Source organism: Caulobacter sp. GW821-FHT05F04 (genome assembly GCF_059419665.1).
Genome location: NZ_JBWKSF010000009.1, coordinates 211,278 through 227,612 on the forward strand (window position 1 = coordinate 211,278; position 16,335 = coordinate 227,612).

11 protein-coding genes are annotated in these 16,335 nt (G+C 67.8%); 8 read left to right on the forward strand and 3 right to left on the reverse strand.

The genetic code is table 11. The features are described 5' to 3' along the window. Position 1 precedes the first annotated feature (1 nt). Positions 2-2,146 carry a hypothetical protein gene (locus tag AC07R7_RS21965; protein ID WP_494636577.1) on the reverse strand — a complete coding sequence of 715 codons (2,145 nt, stop codon included), beginning with the start codon at positions 2,144-2,146 and terminating at the stop codon, positions 2-4. A 182-nt stretch (positions 2,147-2,328) separates the two neighbouring features. On the opposite strand from AC07R7_RS21965, the gene AC07R7_RS21970 reads away from it, so the two are divergent. From AC07R7_RS21970 to AC07R7_RS21985, 4 genes are all read left to right on the forward strand, one after another. After that, the gene (locus tag AC07R7_RS21970) at positions 2,329-3,117 is read left to right on the forward strand and encodes an enoyl-CoA hydratase (RefSeq protein WP_492887279.1); all 789 of its coding nucleotides are present in this window, start codon (positions 2,329-2,331) and stop codon (positions 3,115-3,117) included. A gap of 207 nt (positions 3,118-3,324) precedes the next feature. After that, the gene (rpsT, locus tag AC07R7_RS21975) at positions 3,325-3,600 is read left to right on the forward strand and encodes a 30S ribosomal protein S20 (protein WP_004617408.1); all 276 of its coding nucleotides are present in this window, start codon (positions 3,325-3,327) and stop codon (positions 3,598-3,600) included. Positions 3,601-4,004: 404 nt separating this feature from the next. Next, a complete protein-coding gene (gene dnaA, locus AC07R7_RS21980; RefSeq protein ID WP_492887278.1) occupies positions 4,005-5,480 on the forward strand; it encodes a chromosomal replication initiator protein DnaA in 1,476 nt (491 codons plus the stop codon). Positions 5,481-5,593: 113 nt separating this feature from the next. After that, positions 5,594-6,067: a MerR family transcriptional regulator gene (locus AC07R7_RS21985; RefSeq protein ID WP_494636578.1), complete on the forward strand. Its 474-nt coding sequence runs from the start codon at positions 5,594-5,596 to the stop codon at positions 6,065-6,067. On the opposite strand, the gene AC07R7_RS21990 is transcribed toward AC07R7_RS21985, so the two are convergent. Further along, positions 6,064-6,681, reverse strand: coding sequence for an alpha-ketoglutarate-dependent dioxygenase AlkB (locus AC07R7_RS21990; protein WP_494636579.1), 618 nt, complete (start codon positions 6,679-6,681; stop codon positions 6,064-6,066). The two genes, AC07R7_RS21985 and AC07R7_RS21990, sit on opposite strands and share 4 nt — an antisense overlap. Before the next feature lie 92 nt (positions 6,682-6,773). Here AC07R7_RS21990 and AC07R7_RS21995 point away from each other — a divergent pair, with 92 nt between their 5' ends. From AC07R7_RS21995 to dnaJ, 3 genes are all read left to right on the forward strand, one after another. Beyond that, positions 6,774-9,446 carry a M1 family metallopeptidase gene (locus AC07R7_RS21995; RefSeq protein ID WP_494636580.1) on the forward strand — a complete coding sequence of 891 codons (2,673 nt, stop codon included), beginning with the start codon at positions 6,774-6,776 and terminating at the stop codon, positions 9,444-9,446. 328 nt (positions 9,447-9,774) lie between these two features. Then, entirely contained in the window at positions 9,775-11,676 is a 1,902-nt protein-coding gene (gene dnaK, locus AC07R7_RS22000; RefSeq protein WP_492839033.1) for a molecular chaperone DnaK, read from the forward strand. Positions 11,677-11,836: 160 nt separating this feature from the next. Next, positions 11,837-12,994 (forward strand): molecular chaperone DnaJ, encoded by a 1,158-nt coding sequence (dnaJ, locus tag AC07R7_RS22005; protein WP_492887274.1) that lies wholly within the window; start codon positions 11,837-11,839, stop codon positions 12,992-12,994. On the opposite strand, the gene AC07R7_RS22010 is transcribed toward dnaJ, so the two are convergent. Beyond that, entirely contained in the window at positions 12,991-13,494 is a 504-nt protein-coding gene (locus AC07R7_RS22010; protein WP_494636581.1) for an energy transducer TonB family protein, read from the reverse strand. The genes dnaJ and AC07R7_RS22010 overlap by 4 nt on opposite strands. Before the next feature lie 129 nt (positions 13,495-13,623). Between AC07R7_RS22010 and mutS the strand changes: the two genes are divergently transcribed. Continuing rightward, the gene (gene mutS / locus AC07R7_RS22015) at positions 13,624-16,329 is read left to right on the forward strand and encodes a DNA mismatch repair protein MutS (protein WP_494636582.1); all 2,706 of its coding nucleotides are present in this window, start codon (positions 13,624-13,626) and stop codon (positions 16,327-16,329) included. Positions 16,330-16,335 lie beyond the last annotated feature (6 nt).

Sequence of the window (16,335 nt, forward strand, 5' to 3'; positions counted from 1 at the left end):
GCTAGCCGCCGCCGAAGATGTATTCGGTCTTGTAGTAGCCGGCGGCCGGATCGAGGATGTTGACCGCGTACGGCGCCATGCCGTCGGCTAGGTCCGTCAGCCAGGCGTCGTTCGAACGGGCCATCACGCCCAGGTTCTCGGTCGCCGCCGCCGCCAGCAGGAAGCCGACCATGGCCGCCTTGGTTCCCATGCCCTCCGGCCCGTCGCCGCCGTAATAGGCGAGATAGTCCACGCGGCTGTCGATCAGGCTGTGGACCTTGGCGTCGCTGGGCGTGCCGCCGAAGATCGCCGCATAGGCCTTCTTGGTGGCGTCAAATAGCGACAGGTACTGATAGCCGCCGAGGAAATTATCGGCGCCCTCGCCTTTCTTGCCCAGGTTCACCGCGAAGTTGATGTAACGGTTCACCGTGTTGAACTCGGCGTAATAGGCGCTGTTCAGGTTCGTCGGGTTCGGCCCCGTCGGCGCGATCAAGAAGTCGACGCCGCCCTGGGTGGGGACCTTGCCGGTAAAGAACTGGTAGCTCATCGAGGCCACCGAGGTCGTGGCGTCAGCGGCGTCGACCATGGCCTTGGTCACCTGGTCGTCCGACAGCTGGCCGGTCTGCCACTGGGCGAACAGGGTCTGAGACAAGGCCGCGCCCGCACCGCTCGCGGGCAGCCTCAGGATGTTGAGCACCCGCGCCGAGACCTCGCCGATCGAGGGCTCCGCCGCGAAGGCCAGGGTTTCGATGCTGGTCAGGTGGTCAACGCCGTCGGCCGCCCCCGCGCGCAGATCGGTAACGGTGATCGAGCCGTCACCGTTGGTGACGACGCGGTAGTCCCGCATCGTCCCCGCGTAGCGGACCGTGTCCTTGCCGGCGCCGCCATCGATGGTGTCGACGCCGGCCCCTCCGCGGATGATGTCGTCGCCGCCACCGCCGACCAGCACGTCGTCGCCGGCCCCGCCGTAGATCGTGACCGAACCGGCATAGCCCGCGCCGACTGTGATCTTGTCGTTCTGGGCGCTGCCGGTGATCGAGCCGATGACCTCGACTTCCTTGATCGAGAGGCCGCCGGCGGCGAACTGGCCGTTATTGAAGGTGCTCAGATCCAGGTTCAGGGCCGTCGCGCCCGCCACGAAGTGGACCGTGTCGGTTCCGAAGCCGCCGGTCACCTTGTCGTCGCCAACGCCGATATAGAAGGTGTCGTCGCCGTAGCCGCCGTCGAGGATGTCGTCCCCGGTCCCGCCGTAGAGGATGTCCGCGCCGTCGGAGCCCTCCAGCGTCGCGCCGGTCGCGCCGGCCTTGAGAAGGTCGGCGCCGAGGCCGCCGACCACCCGCTCGATGCTGATATAGGTCTTTTGCTGTCCGGCCGGCCCCTGAGGAGCGGCAAGGGAGAGATCCACCGTCGCGCCGGAGAAAGCCCAGTCTCCTGAATTGACCAGGCCGAAGTCGACGGTATCGAAACCGTCGCCGCCATCGACGATGTCGTCGCCATTGCCGCCTACCAGGACGTCGTCGCCGGCCCCGCCGCGCAGGATGTCATTGCCGTTGTTGCCGTAGAGAGCGTCCGCGCCCAGGCCGCCGGTGAGCACATCGTTGAAGGCCGAGCCGTCAACGCTTTCAATGCCGATCAGGGTGTCGTTTCCCCATCCGGTCGCCTGCGGGCCGGACTTCGAGAGGTCGACCGTTACGCCGCTGGTCGCATCGGTATAGCTGGCCCCATCGCCCCACTGACCGTTGGCGCCGCCGTCGAGCACGTCGTCGCCCAGCCCGCCGTAGAGAGCGTCGTCACCGCCGCCACCGCGCAGGACGTCATCACCTCCGTTGCCGACGAGGCGGTTCGAGAGGTTGTCCCCGGTCAGCCGGTCGGCGACGTCGGAGCCTAGGAGCGCTCCGATGGACTTCAAGGTGTCGGTTCCGGCGCCGCCCGTGACTTGCGGGCCGGTGAGCGTCAGGTCGACCGTCACCCCGCTTGTGGCGCGGGTGTAGTCGGCGGTGTTGGAGCCTGTCCCACCATCGAGTAGATCGTCCCCGGGGCCGCCCTCGAGGATATCGTGGCCTTGGCCGCCCCTGAGGATGTCGTCGCCATCGAGCCCGATCAGCGTGTCGTTGACGGGGCCGCCGTCGATCGTGTCGTTGCCCGACGTACCGATGAAGACGCCCATGCCGAAACTCCCTGCCCACAAGCGCGCGGACAGATGCAAGGCCACGACGCCACTCAAAATTGAATCAGAGTCTGGTCTAAATCTCAGGCGGCGGTCAAGCATCGGCGACCGGCCGCCTAAAGGGCTCCCCAACGCCGCCCGGCTCTCTATAAATGCACCGCTCAAGCAGGAGAGACTCATCGATGGCCGAGTACCAGACCCTGATCGTCGAAGCGCCCGAGGCCGCGCCCGGCGTCGCCCTGATCCGCCTGAACCGGCCCGAGGCCCTGAATGCGCTGAACACGGCGCTGTTGGGCGAGCTGGCCCAGGCCTTGGCCGCGGCGGAGGCCGACGACGCGGTGGGCTGCATCGTGCTGACCGGCTCGGCCAAGGCCTTCGCGGCCGGCGCCGACATCAAGGAGATGTCGGACAAGAGCTACGCCCAGATGTTCAAGGCCGACTTCTTCACGGCCGGGGCGCGGGCGGTCGAGCAGTGCCGCAAGCCGATCATCGCCGCCGTCGCCGGCTACGCCCTGGGCGGAGGCTGCGAGCTGGCGATGATGTGCGACTTCATCCTGGCGGCCGACACCGCCAAGTTCGGCCAGCCCGAGATCACGCTGGGCGTCTCGCCGGGCATCGGCGGCACTCAGCGCCTGACCCGCTTCGTCGGCAAGTCCAAGGCCATGGACATGATCCTGACCGGCCGGATGATGGGCGCCGAGGAGGCCGAGCGCTCGGGTCTGGTCTCGCGGGTCTTCCCGGCCGACACGCTGATCGACGAGGTTCTGGCCGTCGCGGCGAAGATCGCCGCCCAGTCGCCGCTGGCCGTGGCCATGAACAAGGAACTGGTCGAGGCCGCCTATGAGACGACCCTGACGACGGGCGTGGCGCTGGAGCGGCGCCTGTTCCATTCGCTGTTCGCCTTCGAAGATCAGAAGGAAGGCATGGCCGCCTTCGTCGAGAAACGGAAGCCGGCGTTCAAGGGCGTGTGATCTGCCGCATGTCCTTTTTATGCGTGAGCGTCGCCGGAACCGGGCTCCTCTTCCGGCTGTCACGCTTAGAAACGATTGCGTCAGGATGGCTCGCAGGATTCCGCCTGTGGACCGTTGACCCCGGCCGGCGCTTCCCGTATATCCGCGCGCTCTATTTTCCCTGCTTCGCGGCCGCCCGCGTGGCTGTCCGTTTGAAGGTCCGACCTAATGGCCAATAATCCCGGCGCCAAGAAAGCGATCCGCAAGATCGCTCGCCGCACCGAAGTCAACACCGCTCGTCGCTCGCGCGTGCGCACCTTCCTGCGCAAGTTCGAAGACGCCATCGCCAAGGGCGATGTGGCCGTCGCCAAGGCCGCTTTCGTGGAGGCTCAATCGGAGCTGATGCGCGCGGTTTCGAAGGGCGTGGTTCACCCCAACACGGGCTCGCGCAAAGTGTCGCGTCTGGCGGCCCGTCTGAAGAAGCTGGACAAGGCCGCCGCCTAGTCCAAATTCTGGACGAACACTGTTCGTCTAACGATTTCAAGTATTTACAAAAGCCGATCAGGTCCGCCTGGTCGGCTTTTGCTTTGAATCCAACGCCCTATTCCTGTCGTTGCAATCTGTGATCTGAGTAGCTGACTTCACTATTCCCTTGCCGGGCGAGGGGCTCTCGCGAGTCAACAGAAATATCCGGGCTCGGACGCAAGTTTTCCGTTTGACCGGCCCCCGCCGCTGGCTAGTTTAAGCGTCTCAGCGCTTCTCCAGTCTTGGAAAAAACGAGGCGGCGGCGGACCCATTGTGTTCGCCGGGTAAGAACCTGTGTGCGTTGAGTGAACCGGCCGTACGCCATGGGGGGCGGGCGGCAGGAATGGTAGCGGCGGTTGTTTTTTGTACAAGGCGGTGGACGAATGACGATGAAGGGCGGGGTGGCCAGCCAGGACTTCTCGACAGCGATCGCGGCGGCTGTAGAGCCGGCGACGAGTGTGTGGTCGAAGGTTTGCGTGGCTCTGAAACGCGAGCTTGGCGATGCGGCCTTCGGGTCATGGATCGCTCCGGCGGCTCTGCGCGAGGCCGCGGCCGGCGACGTCGTCCTGGTCACGTCGACGGGCATCGCCCGCGACTGGATCCGTCGCAGCGCCTGGCGCCGCATCGGCGAGCTGTGGGCCGCCAACGACCCGACCGGGCGTCGTATCGATCTGAAGTCGCGCCTGGAGTTCGAGGCCGCTCTGGCTGGTAACGGCGCCGCCTATGTCGAGGCCGCCCCCAAGGCCGTGGCCGCCGAGCCCATCGAGATCGTTCTGCCGGTGTCCAGCGACGTGCCGGCCCCGATCACCAAGTCGACCCGCACCCAGGGTCTGCAAGAGCGCTTCACCTTCGAGACCTTCGTCCCGGGTCCGGCCAACGAGTTCGCCCACGCCGTGGCGCGCCGGATCGCCAACTGGGCCGACGGCCACTTCAATCCCGTACTGTTCCACGGCCCCTACGGCTTCGGCAAGACGCACCTGCTGAACGCCCTGGCCTGGGAGGCCATGCGCAACGCGCCGGAAAAGCGCGTCGTGTATCTGACCGCCGAACGCTTCCTGTCGACCTTCGTGCGCGCCCTGATGGATCGCCAGACGGCGGCCTTCAAGGAAGAGCTGCGCGCCGCGGACCTGCTGATCATCGACGACGTGCATTTCATCGCCGGCAAGCAGTCGACCCAGGAAGAGCTGTTCCACACCCTGACCGCCCTGGTCGGCGACGGCGGCCGGGTCGTGTTCTCGGCGGACCGTCCGCCGTCGGCCATGACCGAGATGGACGCCCACCTGCGCTCGCACCTGTCGGCGGGCCTAGTGTGCGGCCTGGAGCCGGCCGACCGCAACCTGCGTCTGGGCATCCTGGAACGTAAGATCCAGACCCTGGCCGTGGCCCACGGCTTCGAGCCGACCATGCGTCCGGACGTGCTGCAGTTCCTGGCCGACCGCTTCACCGACAGCGTCCGCGAGCTGGAAGGCGCGCTGAACACCCTGTCGGCCCGCGCGGGCGAGGGCCTGTCGCGCATGACTCTGGACGAGGTGCAGGCGGTCCTGCGTCCGCACCTGCGGTCGGGCGAGAAGCGCATCACTATCGACGACATCCAGAAGGCGACGTCCGACCACTACGGCATGAAACAGGCCGACCTGCTCAGCGAGCGCCGCAACCGCGCCGTGGCCCGTCCGCGCCAGGCCGCCATGTGGCTGGCCAAGCAGCTGACCACCCGTTCGCTGCCGGACATCGGCCGTCGCTTCGGCGGTCGCGACCACACGACCGTCCTGCACGCCGTGCGCCGCATCGAGGCCCTGCGCGCCGAGGACAGCACCCTGAACCACGACCTGGAAGTCATCACCCGCAAGCTGCGCGGCTGATCCGGCCTCCGATCGACCGACAAAAAGGCCGCTCCGAAAGGAGCGGCCTTTTTCGTGTCCGAACTTATAAAATAGACAGTTGAAATGCGACACTGAACTGTCAGTATGTCGACATGACCGACGATCCGCCTCGCTATACAGCTCGGGATCTCGCCGCCCTGTGCGACATCTCCGAGCGCACCGTCCGCTACTATGTCGCCGAGGGCCTGCTGCCGCCGCCGGACGCGCGCGGGCGCGGGGCCAATTTCGATGACGACCACCTGACCCGGCTGCGGCTCATCCGGGCCATGCAGCGGGCAGGCAACGATCTTGAGGCGATCGGCGACTATCTGCGCGAGCTGGAGGCCGAACTGGCCGGGCGTCCGTCGGGTTTCGAGAGCGCGCTGGCCGTCTGGACCGGCCGGACCGAACGGCTGGAGATCGAGCAGCGCTTCCGCTCCCGCTGGAACGTGCCCGAACCCGCGCATCGCTATCGCGTGGCGCCGGGGGTCGAGGTGCTGATCTCGAGCGCCGACGGACCGCCGCAGTCGCGGCTGCAGGCGGCGTTGAAGGCCATGCGCGAGGCGCTCGAAGACGAGGACGCCTAGGCCGGCCTCGCCCGGCGGAGCGTCAGATTGATCCGCCCGCCGTCCGGCACGAGGCTCGAAGATCCCGCCAGGATCCGGTCGACGCCATGGAAGGCCAGCCGCGCGGGACCCGACAACCGGCAGACATCGCCCGAGGCCAGTTTCAGGCTCCGCGTCGGATCCTTGCGGCTGATCCCGCCGATCCGGAACACCGCCGTGTCGCCCAGCGAGACCGACAGCACCGGAAAGGCTGGATCGGCCTCGTCGCGATCCTGGTGCAGGCCCATGCGGGCCTCGCCGCGATAGAGGTTCACCAGGCAGGAGTCCGGCGGGGTGTCGGGGTCGCCCAGCGCCTTCCAGAGATCGAGCAGCGCTTGCGGCATCTCGGGCCAGGCCTGGTCCGTGCCCGGATGGCGTTCGGCGTAGCGGTATCCCGCCCTGTCGCTGGTCCAGCCCAACGGACCGAAGGCGGTCATGGCCACGCTCATCGCCTTGCCATGGGCCGTGTCGTAGCGGGCGAACGGGGCCGTCTTCGCCGCGGCCATCACCGCGTCGATCAGCGCGCGCTGAGCCGACAGGTCCAGCAGGCCGGGCCAGAGGTCGAAACCGGGAATAACGGAGAGGGGCTGAAACATTACTGAAATTTAAGACGCGCCATAGGGACGGAAGGTGTTGGTTTGCGCCTCCGGCGCGGGCGCCGGACTATTTTTCCATATCAGGACCGTACATGCGCCGTCTTATGTCCTCCGCGGCCGTCGCCGTGATTTTGTTCGCCGCCGGCGCCGCGTCCGCCGCGACCGTCGTGAAAGCCAAGCCGACCGTCGCCGCCGCCCAGGCCGGGAGCAAGGGCGCGACCTTCGCCTCGGTGACGACCCAGCTGCCGCGCAACGTCCGGCCCACGCACTACGACCTGTCGTTCACGCCCGATGCGGACAAGATGACCTTCGCCGCCAGCGTGAAGATCGCCATCGAGGTGGTCGAGCCGACCGCGACCGTTACCCTACAGGCCGCCGACCTGGCGTTCTCCAAGGCCGAGATCGCTGGCGTGGGCGTCGCGAAGGTCAAGGTCGACGACGAGGCCCAGACCGCCAGCTTCACGTTCGCCAAGCCGCTTCCGAAGGGCAAGTACGTCCTGGCTCTCGACTACACGGGCAAGATCTACACCCAGGCCGCCGGCCTGTTCGCGCTCGACTACGAGACCGAGACCGGCAAGAAGCGCGCGATCTACACCCAGTTCGAGAACTCCGACGCCCGCCGCTTCATCCCCTCGTGGGACGAGCCGTTCTACAAGGCGACCTATAGCGTCGAGGCGACGATCCCGACCGGCCAGATGGCGCTGGGCAACATGCCGATCGCCGCGTCCAAGGACCTGGGGAACGGCAAGACCCTGGTGAAGTTCGCGACGTCGCCGAAGATGTCGACCTACCTGCTGTTCTTCGGCCTGGGCGAGTTCGATCGCGCCTCGGTGAGGGCCGCCGGCGCCGACGTTGGCGTGGTCACAAAGAAGGGCGACACCCCCAAGGCGCAGTTCGCCCTGAAGGCGGCCGCCGACATCCTGCCCTGGTACAACGACTATTTCGGCACCCCGTACCCGCTGCCGGTCCTGGACAACATCGCCGCTCCGGGCCGCAGCCAGTTCTTCAGCGCGATGGAGAACTGGGGCGCGATCTTCTACTTCGAATACGCCCTGCTGCTGGACCCGAAGATCTCCACCGAGAGCGACAAGCAGACCGTCTTCACCACCGTGGCCCACGAGATGGCCCACCAGTGGTTCGGCGACCTGGTCACCATGGCCTGGTGGGACGACCTGTGGCTGAACGAGGGCTTCGCCTCGTGGATGGAGGGCCGGGCGACCGAGCACTTCCACCCGGAATGGAACGCCAACCTGAACGCCGTGGGCGGCCGCGAATACGCCATGGGCCTGGACGCCCTGTCGACCACCCATCCGGTGGTTCAGCATGTGACCACCGTCGAGCAGGCCAGCCAAGCCTTCGATGGCATCACCTACCAGAAGGGCGAAGCCGTCATCCACATGTTGGAAAGCTATGTGGGTCACGACGCCTGGCGCGACGGCGTGCGCGCCTACATGAAGAAGCACGCCCACGGCAACACGGTCAGCGACGACCTGTGGTCGTCGGTCGAGGGCGCGGCCAGGAAGCCGATCACCGCCATCGCCCACGACTTCACCCTGCAGCCCGGCGTGCCGCTGATCACCGTCGACGCGGCGACCTGCGCTGCCGGCAAGACCACCCTGACCCTGACGCAGGGCGAGTTCAGCAAGGACATGCCGGGCAAGAAGCCTCTGCTGTGGCGCGTGCCCGTCACCGTCCAGGCCGTCGGCGGCGGCGAGGCCAAGACGCTGGTCACCGGCGGCAAGGGCTCGGTCACGGTCGACGGCTGCGGCCCGGTCGTGGTCAATGCCGGCCAGAACGGCTATTTCCGCACCCAATACGGCGCCGAGCGCTTCGGCGGCATCGTCCAGAGCTTCGCCAAGCTGCCGGCGATCGACCAGCTGGGCGTGATGAGCGACGCCTGGTCGATGGGCCTGGCCGGCTACCAGCCCGCCACCGACTTCCTCGACCTGGCCAAGGCCACGCCGGCCGACGCCGACCCGCAGGTGTTCTCGAAGATCGCCGGCGTCTATTCCAGCATCAACAGCTATTACGAGGGCATGCCGGCCGAACGCGCGGCGTTCCGCAAGCTGGCCGTCGCCAAGCTGCGCCCGCTGCTGGCCAAGGTGGGCTGGACCGCCCGGTCGGGCGAGCCCGACAGCACCGCCATCCTGCGTGGCGAACTGATTGGCGCGCTGGGCGGCCTGGGTGACCCGGAGGTCGTGGCCGAGGCCACCCGCCGGTTCAACGCCGAGAAGACCGATCCGTCGGCCATCCCCGGTCCGCTGCGCAAGACCATCCTCAGCGTCGTGGCCCGTCACGCCGACGCCGCCACCTGGGACGCCATCCATGCCCAGGCCCTGGCCGAGAAGACCCCGCTGATCCGCGCCCAGCTGTTCTCGCTGCTGGCCTCGGCCGAGGACGAGACCCTGGCCAGGAAGGCGTTGGAACTGGCCCTGACGCCGGAGCCGGGCGAGACCATGTCCAGCACGATGATTTCACGCGTCGCCGGCGCGCATCCGGACATGACCTTCGACTGGGCCGTGGCCAACAAGGACAAGGTCAACGAAAAGGTCGACTCCACCTCGCGCACCCGGTTCATCCCCGGTCTGGGCGCCGGCTCGTCGAACCCGGCCATGGCCGAGAAGATCAAGGCCTGGGCCGCGGCCAATCTGGCGGAAGGTTCGCGCAAGGAAGCCGACAAGGCCGCCGCCTCGGTGCTGAACCGCGCCAAGATCCGCCAGCAGCGCCTGCCGGCCATCACCGCCTGGGTAGGCAAGAACAGCTAAATCCTCGATAACGTGATATATTTCCTGGCCGCGCTCCACAGGGGTGCGGCCATTTTTCTTTGTCTTGAGGACAGAATCCCCCTCGCGGTATGGGGTTATGGCCTTGCACCCCGCTACCCATCCCCCATATCCGGCTTCGAAGCGGGGTTGACGGGCTCGTCAAGTTCGCACAACGCATTTTGCCCGCTCGGTTTTCGCCGGCGGAACAGGATGTGGATCTAACCGTAGAGCGTACGAACCCATCGGGGACGGGAACGAGAAAAACCGGGGCGCTTCCGAGAAGGCCCTCGTCACCACCGTCCGCCTAAAGGAGCGAACAGGTACCAAAATGAGCAAGATTATCGGCATCGACCTTGGCACCACGAACTCGTGCGTGGCCATCATGGACGGCAAGAACCCGAAGGTGATCGAGAACGCCGAAGGCGCTCGCACCACGCCGTCGGTCGTGGCCTTCCTGGAAGACGGCGAGCGCCTTGTCGGCCAACCCGCCAAGCGCCAGGCCGTGACCAACCCGACCAACACGCTGTTCGCGATCAAGCGCCTTATCGGCCGCAACGCCAGCGATCCGGTGGTCGAAAAGGACAAGGGCATGGTGCCCTACGAGATCGTCAAGGGCCCGACCGGCGACGCCTGGGTCAAGGCCCACGGCAAGGACTACAGCCCGCAGGAAGTCTCGGCCTTCATTCTGCAGAAGATGAAGGAAGCCGCCGAGGCCCACCTGGGCGAGCCCGTGACCAAGGCGGTCATCACCGTCCCGGCCTACTTCAACGACGCCCAGCGTCAGGCGACCAAGGACGCCGGCAAGATCGCCGGCCTGGAAGTCCTGCGCATCATCAACGAGCCGACCGCCGCGGCCCTGGCCTACGGCCTGGACAAGAACGACGGCAAGAAGATCGCCGTCTATGACCTGGGCGGCGGCACGTTCGACGTCTCGATCCTGGAAATCGGCGACGGCGTCTTCGAGGTGAAGTCGACCAACGGCGACACCTTCCTGGGCGGCGAGGACTTCGACCTGCGGATCGTCGACTACCTGGCCGACGAGTTCAAGAAGGAGCAGGGCGTCGACCTGCGCAAGGACAAGCTGGCCCTCCAGCGCCTGCGCGAAGAAGCGGAAAAGGCCAAGAAGGAGCTGTCCTCGACGGCCCAGTACGAGGTCAACCTGCCGTTCATCAGCATGAACGCCTCGGGCCCGCTGCACCTGAACATCAAGCTGTCGCGCGCCAAGCTGGAAGCCCTGGTCGACGACCTGATCGCCCGCACCATCGGTCCGTGCGAACAGGCCCTGAAGGACGCCGGCCTGAAGAAGAGCGACATCGACGAAGTGATCCTGGTCGGCGGCATGAGCCGCATGCCCAAGGTCCAGCAGGCGGTGCAGGACTTCTTCGGTCGCGAACCGCACAAGGGCGTCAACCCCGATGAAGTCGTGGCGCTGGGCGCGGCCGTCCAGGCCGGCGTGCTGCAAGGCGACGTCAAGGACGTGCTGCTGCTGGACGTGACCCCGCTGACCCTGGGCATCGAGACCCTGGGCGGTGTGTTCACCCCGCTGATCGAACGCAACACCACGATCCCGACCAAGCGCTCGCAGACCTTCTCGACCGCCGACGACAACCAGTCGGCCGTGACGATCCGCGTGTTCCAGGGCGAACGCCCGATGGCCGTCGACAACAAGGTCCTGGGTCAGTTCGACCTGGTCGGCATCCCGCCGGCGCCGCGCGGCGTGCCGCAGATCGAGGTCACCTTCGACATCGACGCCAACGGCATCGTGCAAGTCCATGCCAAGGACAAGGCGACCAACAAGGAGCACTCGATCCGCATCCAGGCCAACGGCGGCCTCTCGGACAGCGACATCGAGCGCATGGTCAAGGAAGCCGAGGCCAACAAGGCCGCGGACGAGAAGAAGAAGCAGCTGGTCGAGGCCAAGAACCAGGGCGAGGCGATCCTGCACTCGACCGAGAAGGCTCTGGCCGAGCATGGCGACAAGGTCGGCGCGACTGAAAAGACCGCGATCGAGACCGGCGTCACCGAGCTGAAGACCGCCCTGGAAGGCGAGGACGTCGAGGCCATCCAGGCCAAGACCCAGGCGCTGATCCAGGCGTCGATGAAGCTGGGCGAAGCCATGTACGCTTCGCAGCAGGGTTCGGCCGAAGGCGCTGACGGCGCTGGGGCCGCGGACGATGGCGTCGTCGACGCCGAGTTCGAAGAAGTCGACGACAACAAGCCGGCGAACTAATCGCCATGCGCGCGCCGCGGAACATCAGCGACAGCCCTGTTCCGCGGCCGCGACCTCTTGCCGCTTCGCCCGAGGACGCCTTGCGCCGGGCCGCGTGCTATCCCACCTCTTCCTTCATCAACGCCACTTTCGTGGGCCTTTTGGGCGCCAGACGCTGATTATGCGCGACTATTACGAAATTCTCGGCGTGACCCGGACCATCGACGATGCTGGTCTGAAGTCCGCGTTCCGCAAACTGGCGATGGAACACCACCCGGACCGCAACGGGGGCTGTGAAAACGCCACTGGCCGGTTCAAGGAAATCAACGAGGCCTATTCGGTCCTCTCCGATCCGCAGAAGCGCGCGGCCTATGACCGCTTCGGCCATGCCGGCGTCAACGGCGGCCAAGGCGGCGCGGGCGGTTTCGGCGGCCAGGGCTTCGACGCCGGCGATATCTTCAACGATGTCTTCGGGGACGTGTTCGGCGAGATGTTCGGCGGCGGTCGTCGCCAGTCGAATGGCCCGCAACGGGGCCAGGACCTGCGCTACGACCTGGAGATCGCCCTCGAGCAAGCCTATGCCGGCGCCGAGGTCGAGATCAAGGTGCCCGCCGCCATGACCTGCGAGGTCTGCGAGGGCTCTGGCGCCAAGCCGGGCACCAGCCCCACCGTCTGCGGTACGTGCGGCGGCGCCGGCCGGGTCCGCGCCACCCAAGGCTTCTTCGCGGTTGAGCGCGGCTGCCCGCGCTGCGGCGGCTCGGGCCGCCTGGTCCTGGATCCCTGCACCAACTGCCATGGCCACGGTCAGGTGCGCCGCGAGCGCATCCTGTCGGTCCGCATCCCCGCTGGCGTCGACGACGGGGCCCGGATCCGCCTGGCGGGCGAGGGCGACGCGGGCGCGCGCGGCGGTCCGCGCGGCGACCTCTACATCTTCCTGTCGGTGACCCCGCACGAACTGTTCGAGCGCGACGGTCTCGACCTGCTCTGCACCGTGCCGGTGCCGATGACCACCGCCGCCCTCGGCGGCGAGATCGAGGCCCCCTGCCTGTTGGGCGGCGAAACCTGCGACGGCGAGTGCAAGATCACCGTCACCGTCCCCGAAGGCGCCCAGACCGGCAAGACTGTCCGCCTCAAGGGCAAGGGCATGCCGTCCCTGCGCAGCCGCCAGCGCGGCGACCTGGTGGTCGAGCTGTTCGTCGAAACCCCGACCCACCTGTCCGCCCGTCAGAAGGAACTGATGCGCGAACTGGCCGGCCTGTGCGGCGAGAAACAGAACCCCAAGTCCGCCAACTTCGTCGGCAAGGCGAAGAGGTTCTGGGAAGAGGTCACGGGCAGCTAGGGTTTCTCAGCCGACCGCTTGGCCGCGCGATTGTGATAGCGGGCTAGCGCCCAGATCATCCCGGCCAACAGCAATGCCGCGACGCCGGCCAGGCCCACGCCGCTCCAGATCACCCATTGCGTGACCTCGGGCGAGTCGTCCGGCCTGATCATCACTCTTTGCTGCGGAACCTCGAAGACCAGCGGCACCGTCACCTCGGCGGGCGGCGCGTTCGGGTCATCCGGCGGGATCATCCGGAACTTCGACGCCAGCTTCAGCGCGGCCTTGCCGAACTGTTCGCCGGCGGGGGTTTCCGACGTCACGCGACAGTCGTTCAGCCGGCCCTCCGCCATCACCTTGCAGACGATCGTCGCCTTGCCTGGGATCTGGAGGCGCGCGGCGTGGGCGGGGTAGTATTCCGCTAGGTCTTCGGCGGACGGCTTCTCCATCCAGTCAGGCCTGTAGGGACCCATGACGGCGGGTCGGGGCGGAGGCGGCTGGGCCGGCGCGGCGGTGGTCATGGCCCAAGCTCAACCGGACGTCGATCGTTCGTCAAGATGCTCGAAAGCCCCGGGCATGGTGTTCCATCCCCGCATTTCCTTAACGCCGCCCCTTAACGGGAGTCGCGACGCTCTGTAGTTTCGGGCGTCATGAACGCCCACGCCACGCCGACCCCTGCCCACCTGCTCGATCCCGCTGGCGCGACGCCGGTGATGCAGCAGTTCTTCGAGATGAAGGCGCGGCAGCCCGATGCGTTGATCTTCTTCCGCATGGGCGACTTCTACGAGCTGTTCTTCGACGACGCCTACAAGGCCGCCGCCGCGCTGGGCATCAGCCAGACCTTCCGGGGAACCCACAACGGCCAGCCGATCCCGATGGCCGGCGTGCCGCAGCACGCGGCCGAGGCCTATCTGTCCAAGCTGATCCGCCTGGGCTTCAAGGTCGCCGTCTGCGAGCAGATGGAAGACCCGGCCGAGGCCAAGAAGCGCGGCTCCAAGTCGGTGGTCCGCCGCGACATCGTCCGGGTCGTCACGCCAGGCACCCTGACCGAGGACGGCCTGCTGGACGCCCGCGGCGCCAACCGCCTGGCGGCCGTCGCCATCCGCGCGGGCCAGGCGGCGGTGGCCTCGGTCGAGCTGTCGACCGGCGAGGTCGAGGTGTTCGCGGTGGCCAAGGAGGCCGTGGCGCCGATCCTGGCCGCCCTGGCCCCGTCCGAGACCCTGGTCGCCGACCGGCTGTTGTCCGACGATGCGCTGTCTCAGACCCTGAAGATCTGCGGCGGCCTGGTGCAGCCGATGCCCTCGGCCCTGTCCGAGCCGCAGGCGTCCGAAGCGCGGGTCAAGCGCCTCTACGGCGTCGACACCCTGGATGGCTTCGGCGGTCTCACCCCGGCCGAGATCGGGGCCCTGGGCCTGATCGCCGCGCACCTTGAGATGACCCAGGCCGGCAAGCTGCCGGCCCTGCGCGCCCCGCGCCGCGCCGCCGACGCCGACGTCATGGCCATCGACCCGGCCACGCGCGGCAGTCTGGAGATCGACCGCACCCAGACCGGCGACCGCAACGGCTCGCTCCTGGCCTGTATCGACCGCACGGTGACGGCCGGCGGCGCGCGGATGCTGGCCTCGCGCCTGGCCCGGCCGCTGCTGGACGTCGCCGCCATCGATCAGCGCCTGGACGCCGTGGAGTGGTTCGTCGAGCACCGCCCGCTGCGCCAACGCCTGCGAGAGGTGCTGAAGGGTTCGGGCGACATGGCCCGCGCGCTGTCCCGTCTCGCCCTCGGTCGAGGCGGTCCGCGCGACCTGGGTTGCCTGCGCGACACCCTGAAGTGCGGCGAGCGTCTGGCCGGCATGGCGGGCGGTTCGCCCGATCCGCTGTCGCCGCCGCCGTTCGAGCTGGAGCACGCCTTCAAGGCCCTGACCCCGTCGCTGCACGAGGGGCTGTCGCAATTCCTCAACACCCTGGAACAGGGGCTGGGTCCCGACCTGCCGGCCCTGGCCCGCGACGGCGGCTTCGTCGCCGCCGGCGTCCGGCCCGAGCTGGACCAGGCGCGGGGCCTGCGTGACGACAGCCGCAAGGTGATCATCGCCCTGGAAGCCCAGTTGATGGCCGAAAGCGGCGTGCCGCTGAAGATCCGCCACAACGGCGTGCTCGGCTATTTCGTCGAGGCTACCGCCGGCAAGGCCGATCCCCTGTTCCAGCCGCCGCTGAACGCCACCTTCATCCACCGCCAGACCCTGGCCAACCAGGTGCGCTTCACCACGGTGGAGCTGGCCGATCTGGACGCCCGCATCGCCCAGGCCGCCGAGCGGGCCCTGGCCATGGAGGTCGCCGCCTTCGAGGACTGGCGCGAACAGGCCCGCGCCCACGCCGACGCCATCCAGATCGCCGCCGAGGCCCTGGCCCGACTGGACGTCGCCGCCGCCCTGGCCGAGTGGGCCGAGGACGCCGGCGCGGTGCGGCCGATCGTCGACATGTCCTACGCCTTCGACGCCAAGGGCGCCCGCCATCCGGTGGTCGAGGCCGCCGTCAAGCGGGCCGGGGATCCCTACACCCCCAACGACTGCTGTCTGGACGCCTCGGGCGAGACCGGCGCGCGGCTGTCGATCGTCACCGGCCCGAACATGGCCGGTAAGTCGACCTTCCTGCGCCAGAACGCCCTGCTGGCGATCATGGCCCAGTCGGGCTGCTACGTGCCCGCCGCCAGCTTCCGCCTCGGCGTCGTCGACCGCCTGTTCAGCCGCGTCGGCGCGGGCGACGATCTGGCCCGCGGCCGTTCGACCTTCATGATGGAGATGGTCGAGACCGCCGCCATCCTCACCCAGGCCGGGCCGCGCAGCCTGGTGATCCTGGACGAGATCGGCCGGGGCACGGCCACCTATGACGGCCTGGCCATCGCCTGGGCCTGCGCCGAGGCTCTGCACGACACCAACAGGAGCCGCGCCCTGTTCGCCACGCACTATCACGAGCTGGCGACGCTGGAGGAGCGGATGGCGCACGTCTCCAACCTCTCCCTGCGGGCCAAGGAGTGGAACGGCGACCTCGTCTTCCTGCACGAGGCCGCGCCGGGGCCGGCCGACCGCTCGTACGGCGTGCAGGTGGCCAAGCTGGCTGGCGTGCCCGGCCCGGTGGTCGTTCGCGCCCGCGAGGTTCTGGACCGCCTGGAGAGCAAGGACCAGTCGCCGGCCAAGCTGGACGACCTGCCGCTGTTCGCCGTCAGCCAGGCCGCCGCCCCGATGCCCGCCAAAGCGGCGCCAAGCGCCGTCGAGGACTCCCTGGCCGATCTGGACGTTGACGGAATGAGTCCCCGCGAGGCCCTGGAGGCCCTCTATCGTCTTAAGGGTCTGCTCAAGACCTAGAGAGTA

What these genes read in the sequence shown, in the direction of transcription:
- rpsT (WP_004617408.1), top strand. Translation starts at nt 3,325, where the DNA reads ATGGCCAATAATCCCGGCGCCAAGAAAGCGATCCGCAAGATCGCTCGC.
- AC07R7_RS21970 (WP_492887279.1), top strand. Translation starts at nt 2,329, where the DNA reads ATGGCCGAGTACCAGACCCTGATCGTCGAAGCGCCCGAGGCCGCGCCC.
- AC07R7_RS21990 (WP_494636579.1), bottom strand. Translation starts at nt 6,681, where the DNA reads ATGTTTCAGCCCCTCTCCGTTATTCCCGGTTTCGACCTCTGGCCCGGC.
- AC07R7_RS21995 (WP_494636580.1), top strand. Translation starts at nt 6,774, where the DNA reads ATGCGCCGTCTTATGTCCTCCGCGGCCGTCGCCGTGATTTTGTTCGCC.
- AC07R7_RS22010 (WP_494636581.1), bottom strand. Translation starts at nt 13,494, where the DNA reads ATGACCACCGCCGCGCCGGCCCAGCCGCCTCCGCCCCGACCCGCCGTC.
- mutS (WP_494636582.1), top strand. Translation starts at nt 13,624, where the DNA reads ATGAACGCCCACGCCACGCCGACCCCTGCCCACCTGCTCGATCCCGCT.
- dnaJ (WP_492887274.1), top strand. Translation starts at nt 11,837, where the DNA reads ATGCGCGACTATTACGAAATTCTCGGCGTGACCCGGACCATCGACGAT.
- AC07R7_RS21965 (WP_494636577.1), bottom strand. Translation starts at nt 2,146, where the DNA reads ATGGGCGTCTTCATCGGTACGTCGGGCAACGACACGATCGACGGCGGC.
- dnaA (WP_492887278.1), top strand. Translation starts at nt 4,005, where the DNA reads ATGACGATGAAGGGCGGGGTGGCCAGCCAGGACTTCTCGACAGCGATC.
- AC07R7_RS21985 (WP_494636578.1), top strand. Translation starts at nt 5,594, where the DNA reads ATGACCGACGATCCGCCTCGCTATACAGCTCGGGATCTCGCCGCCCTG.
- dnaK (WP_492839033.1), top strand. Translation starts at nt 9,775, where the DNA reads ATGAGCAAGATTATCGGCATCGACCTTGGCACCACGAACTCGTGCGTG.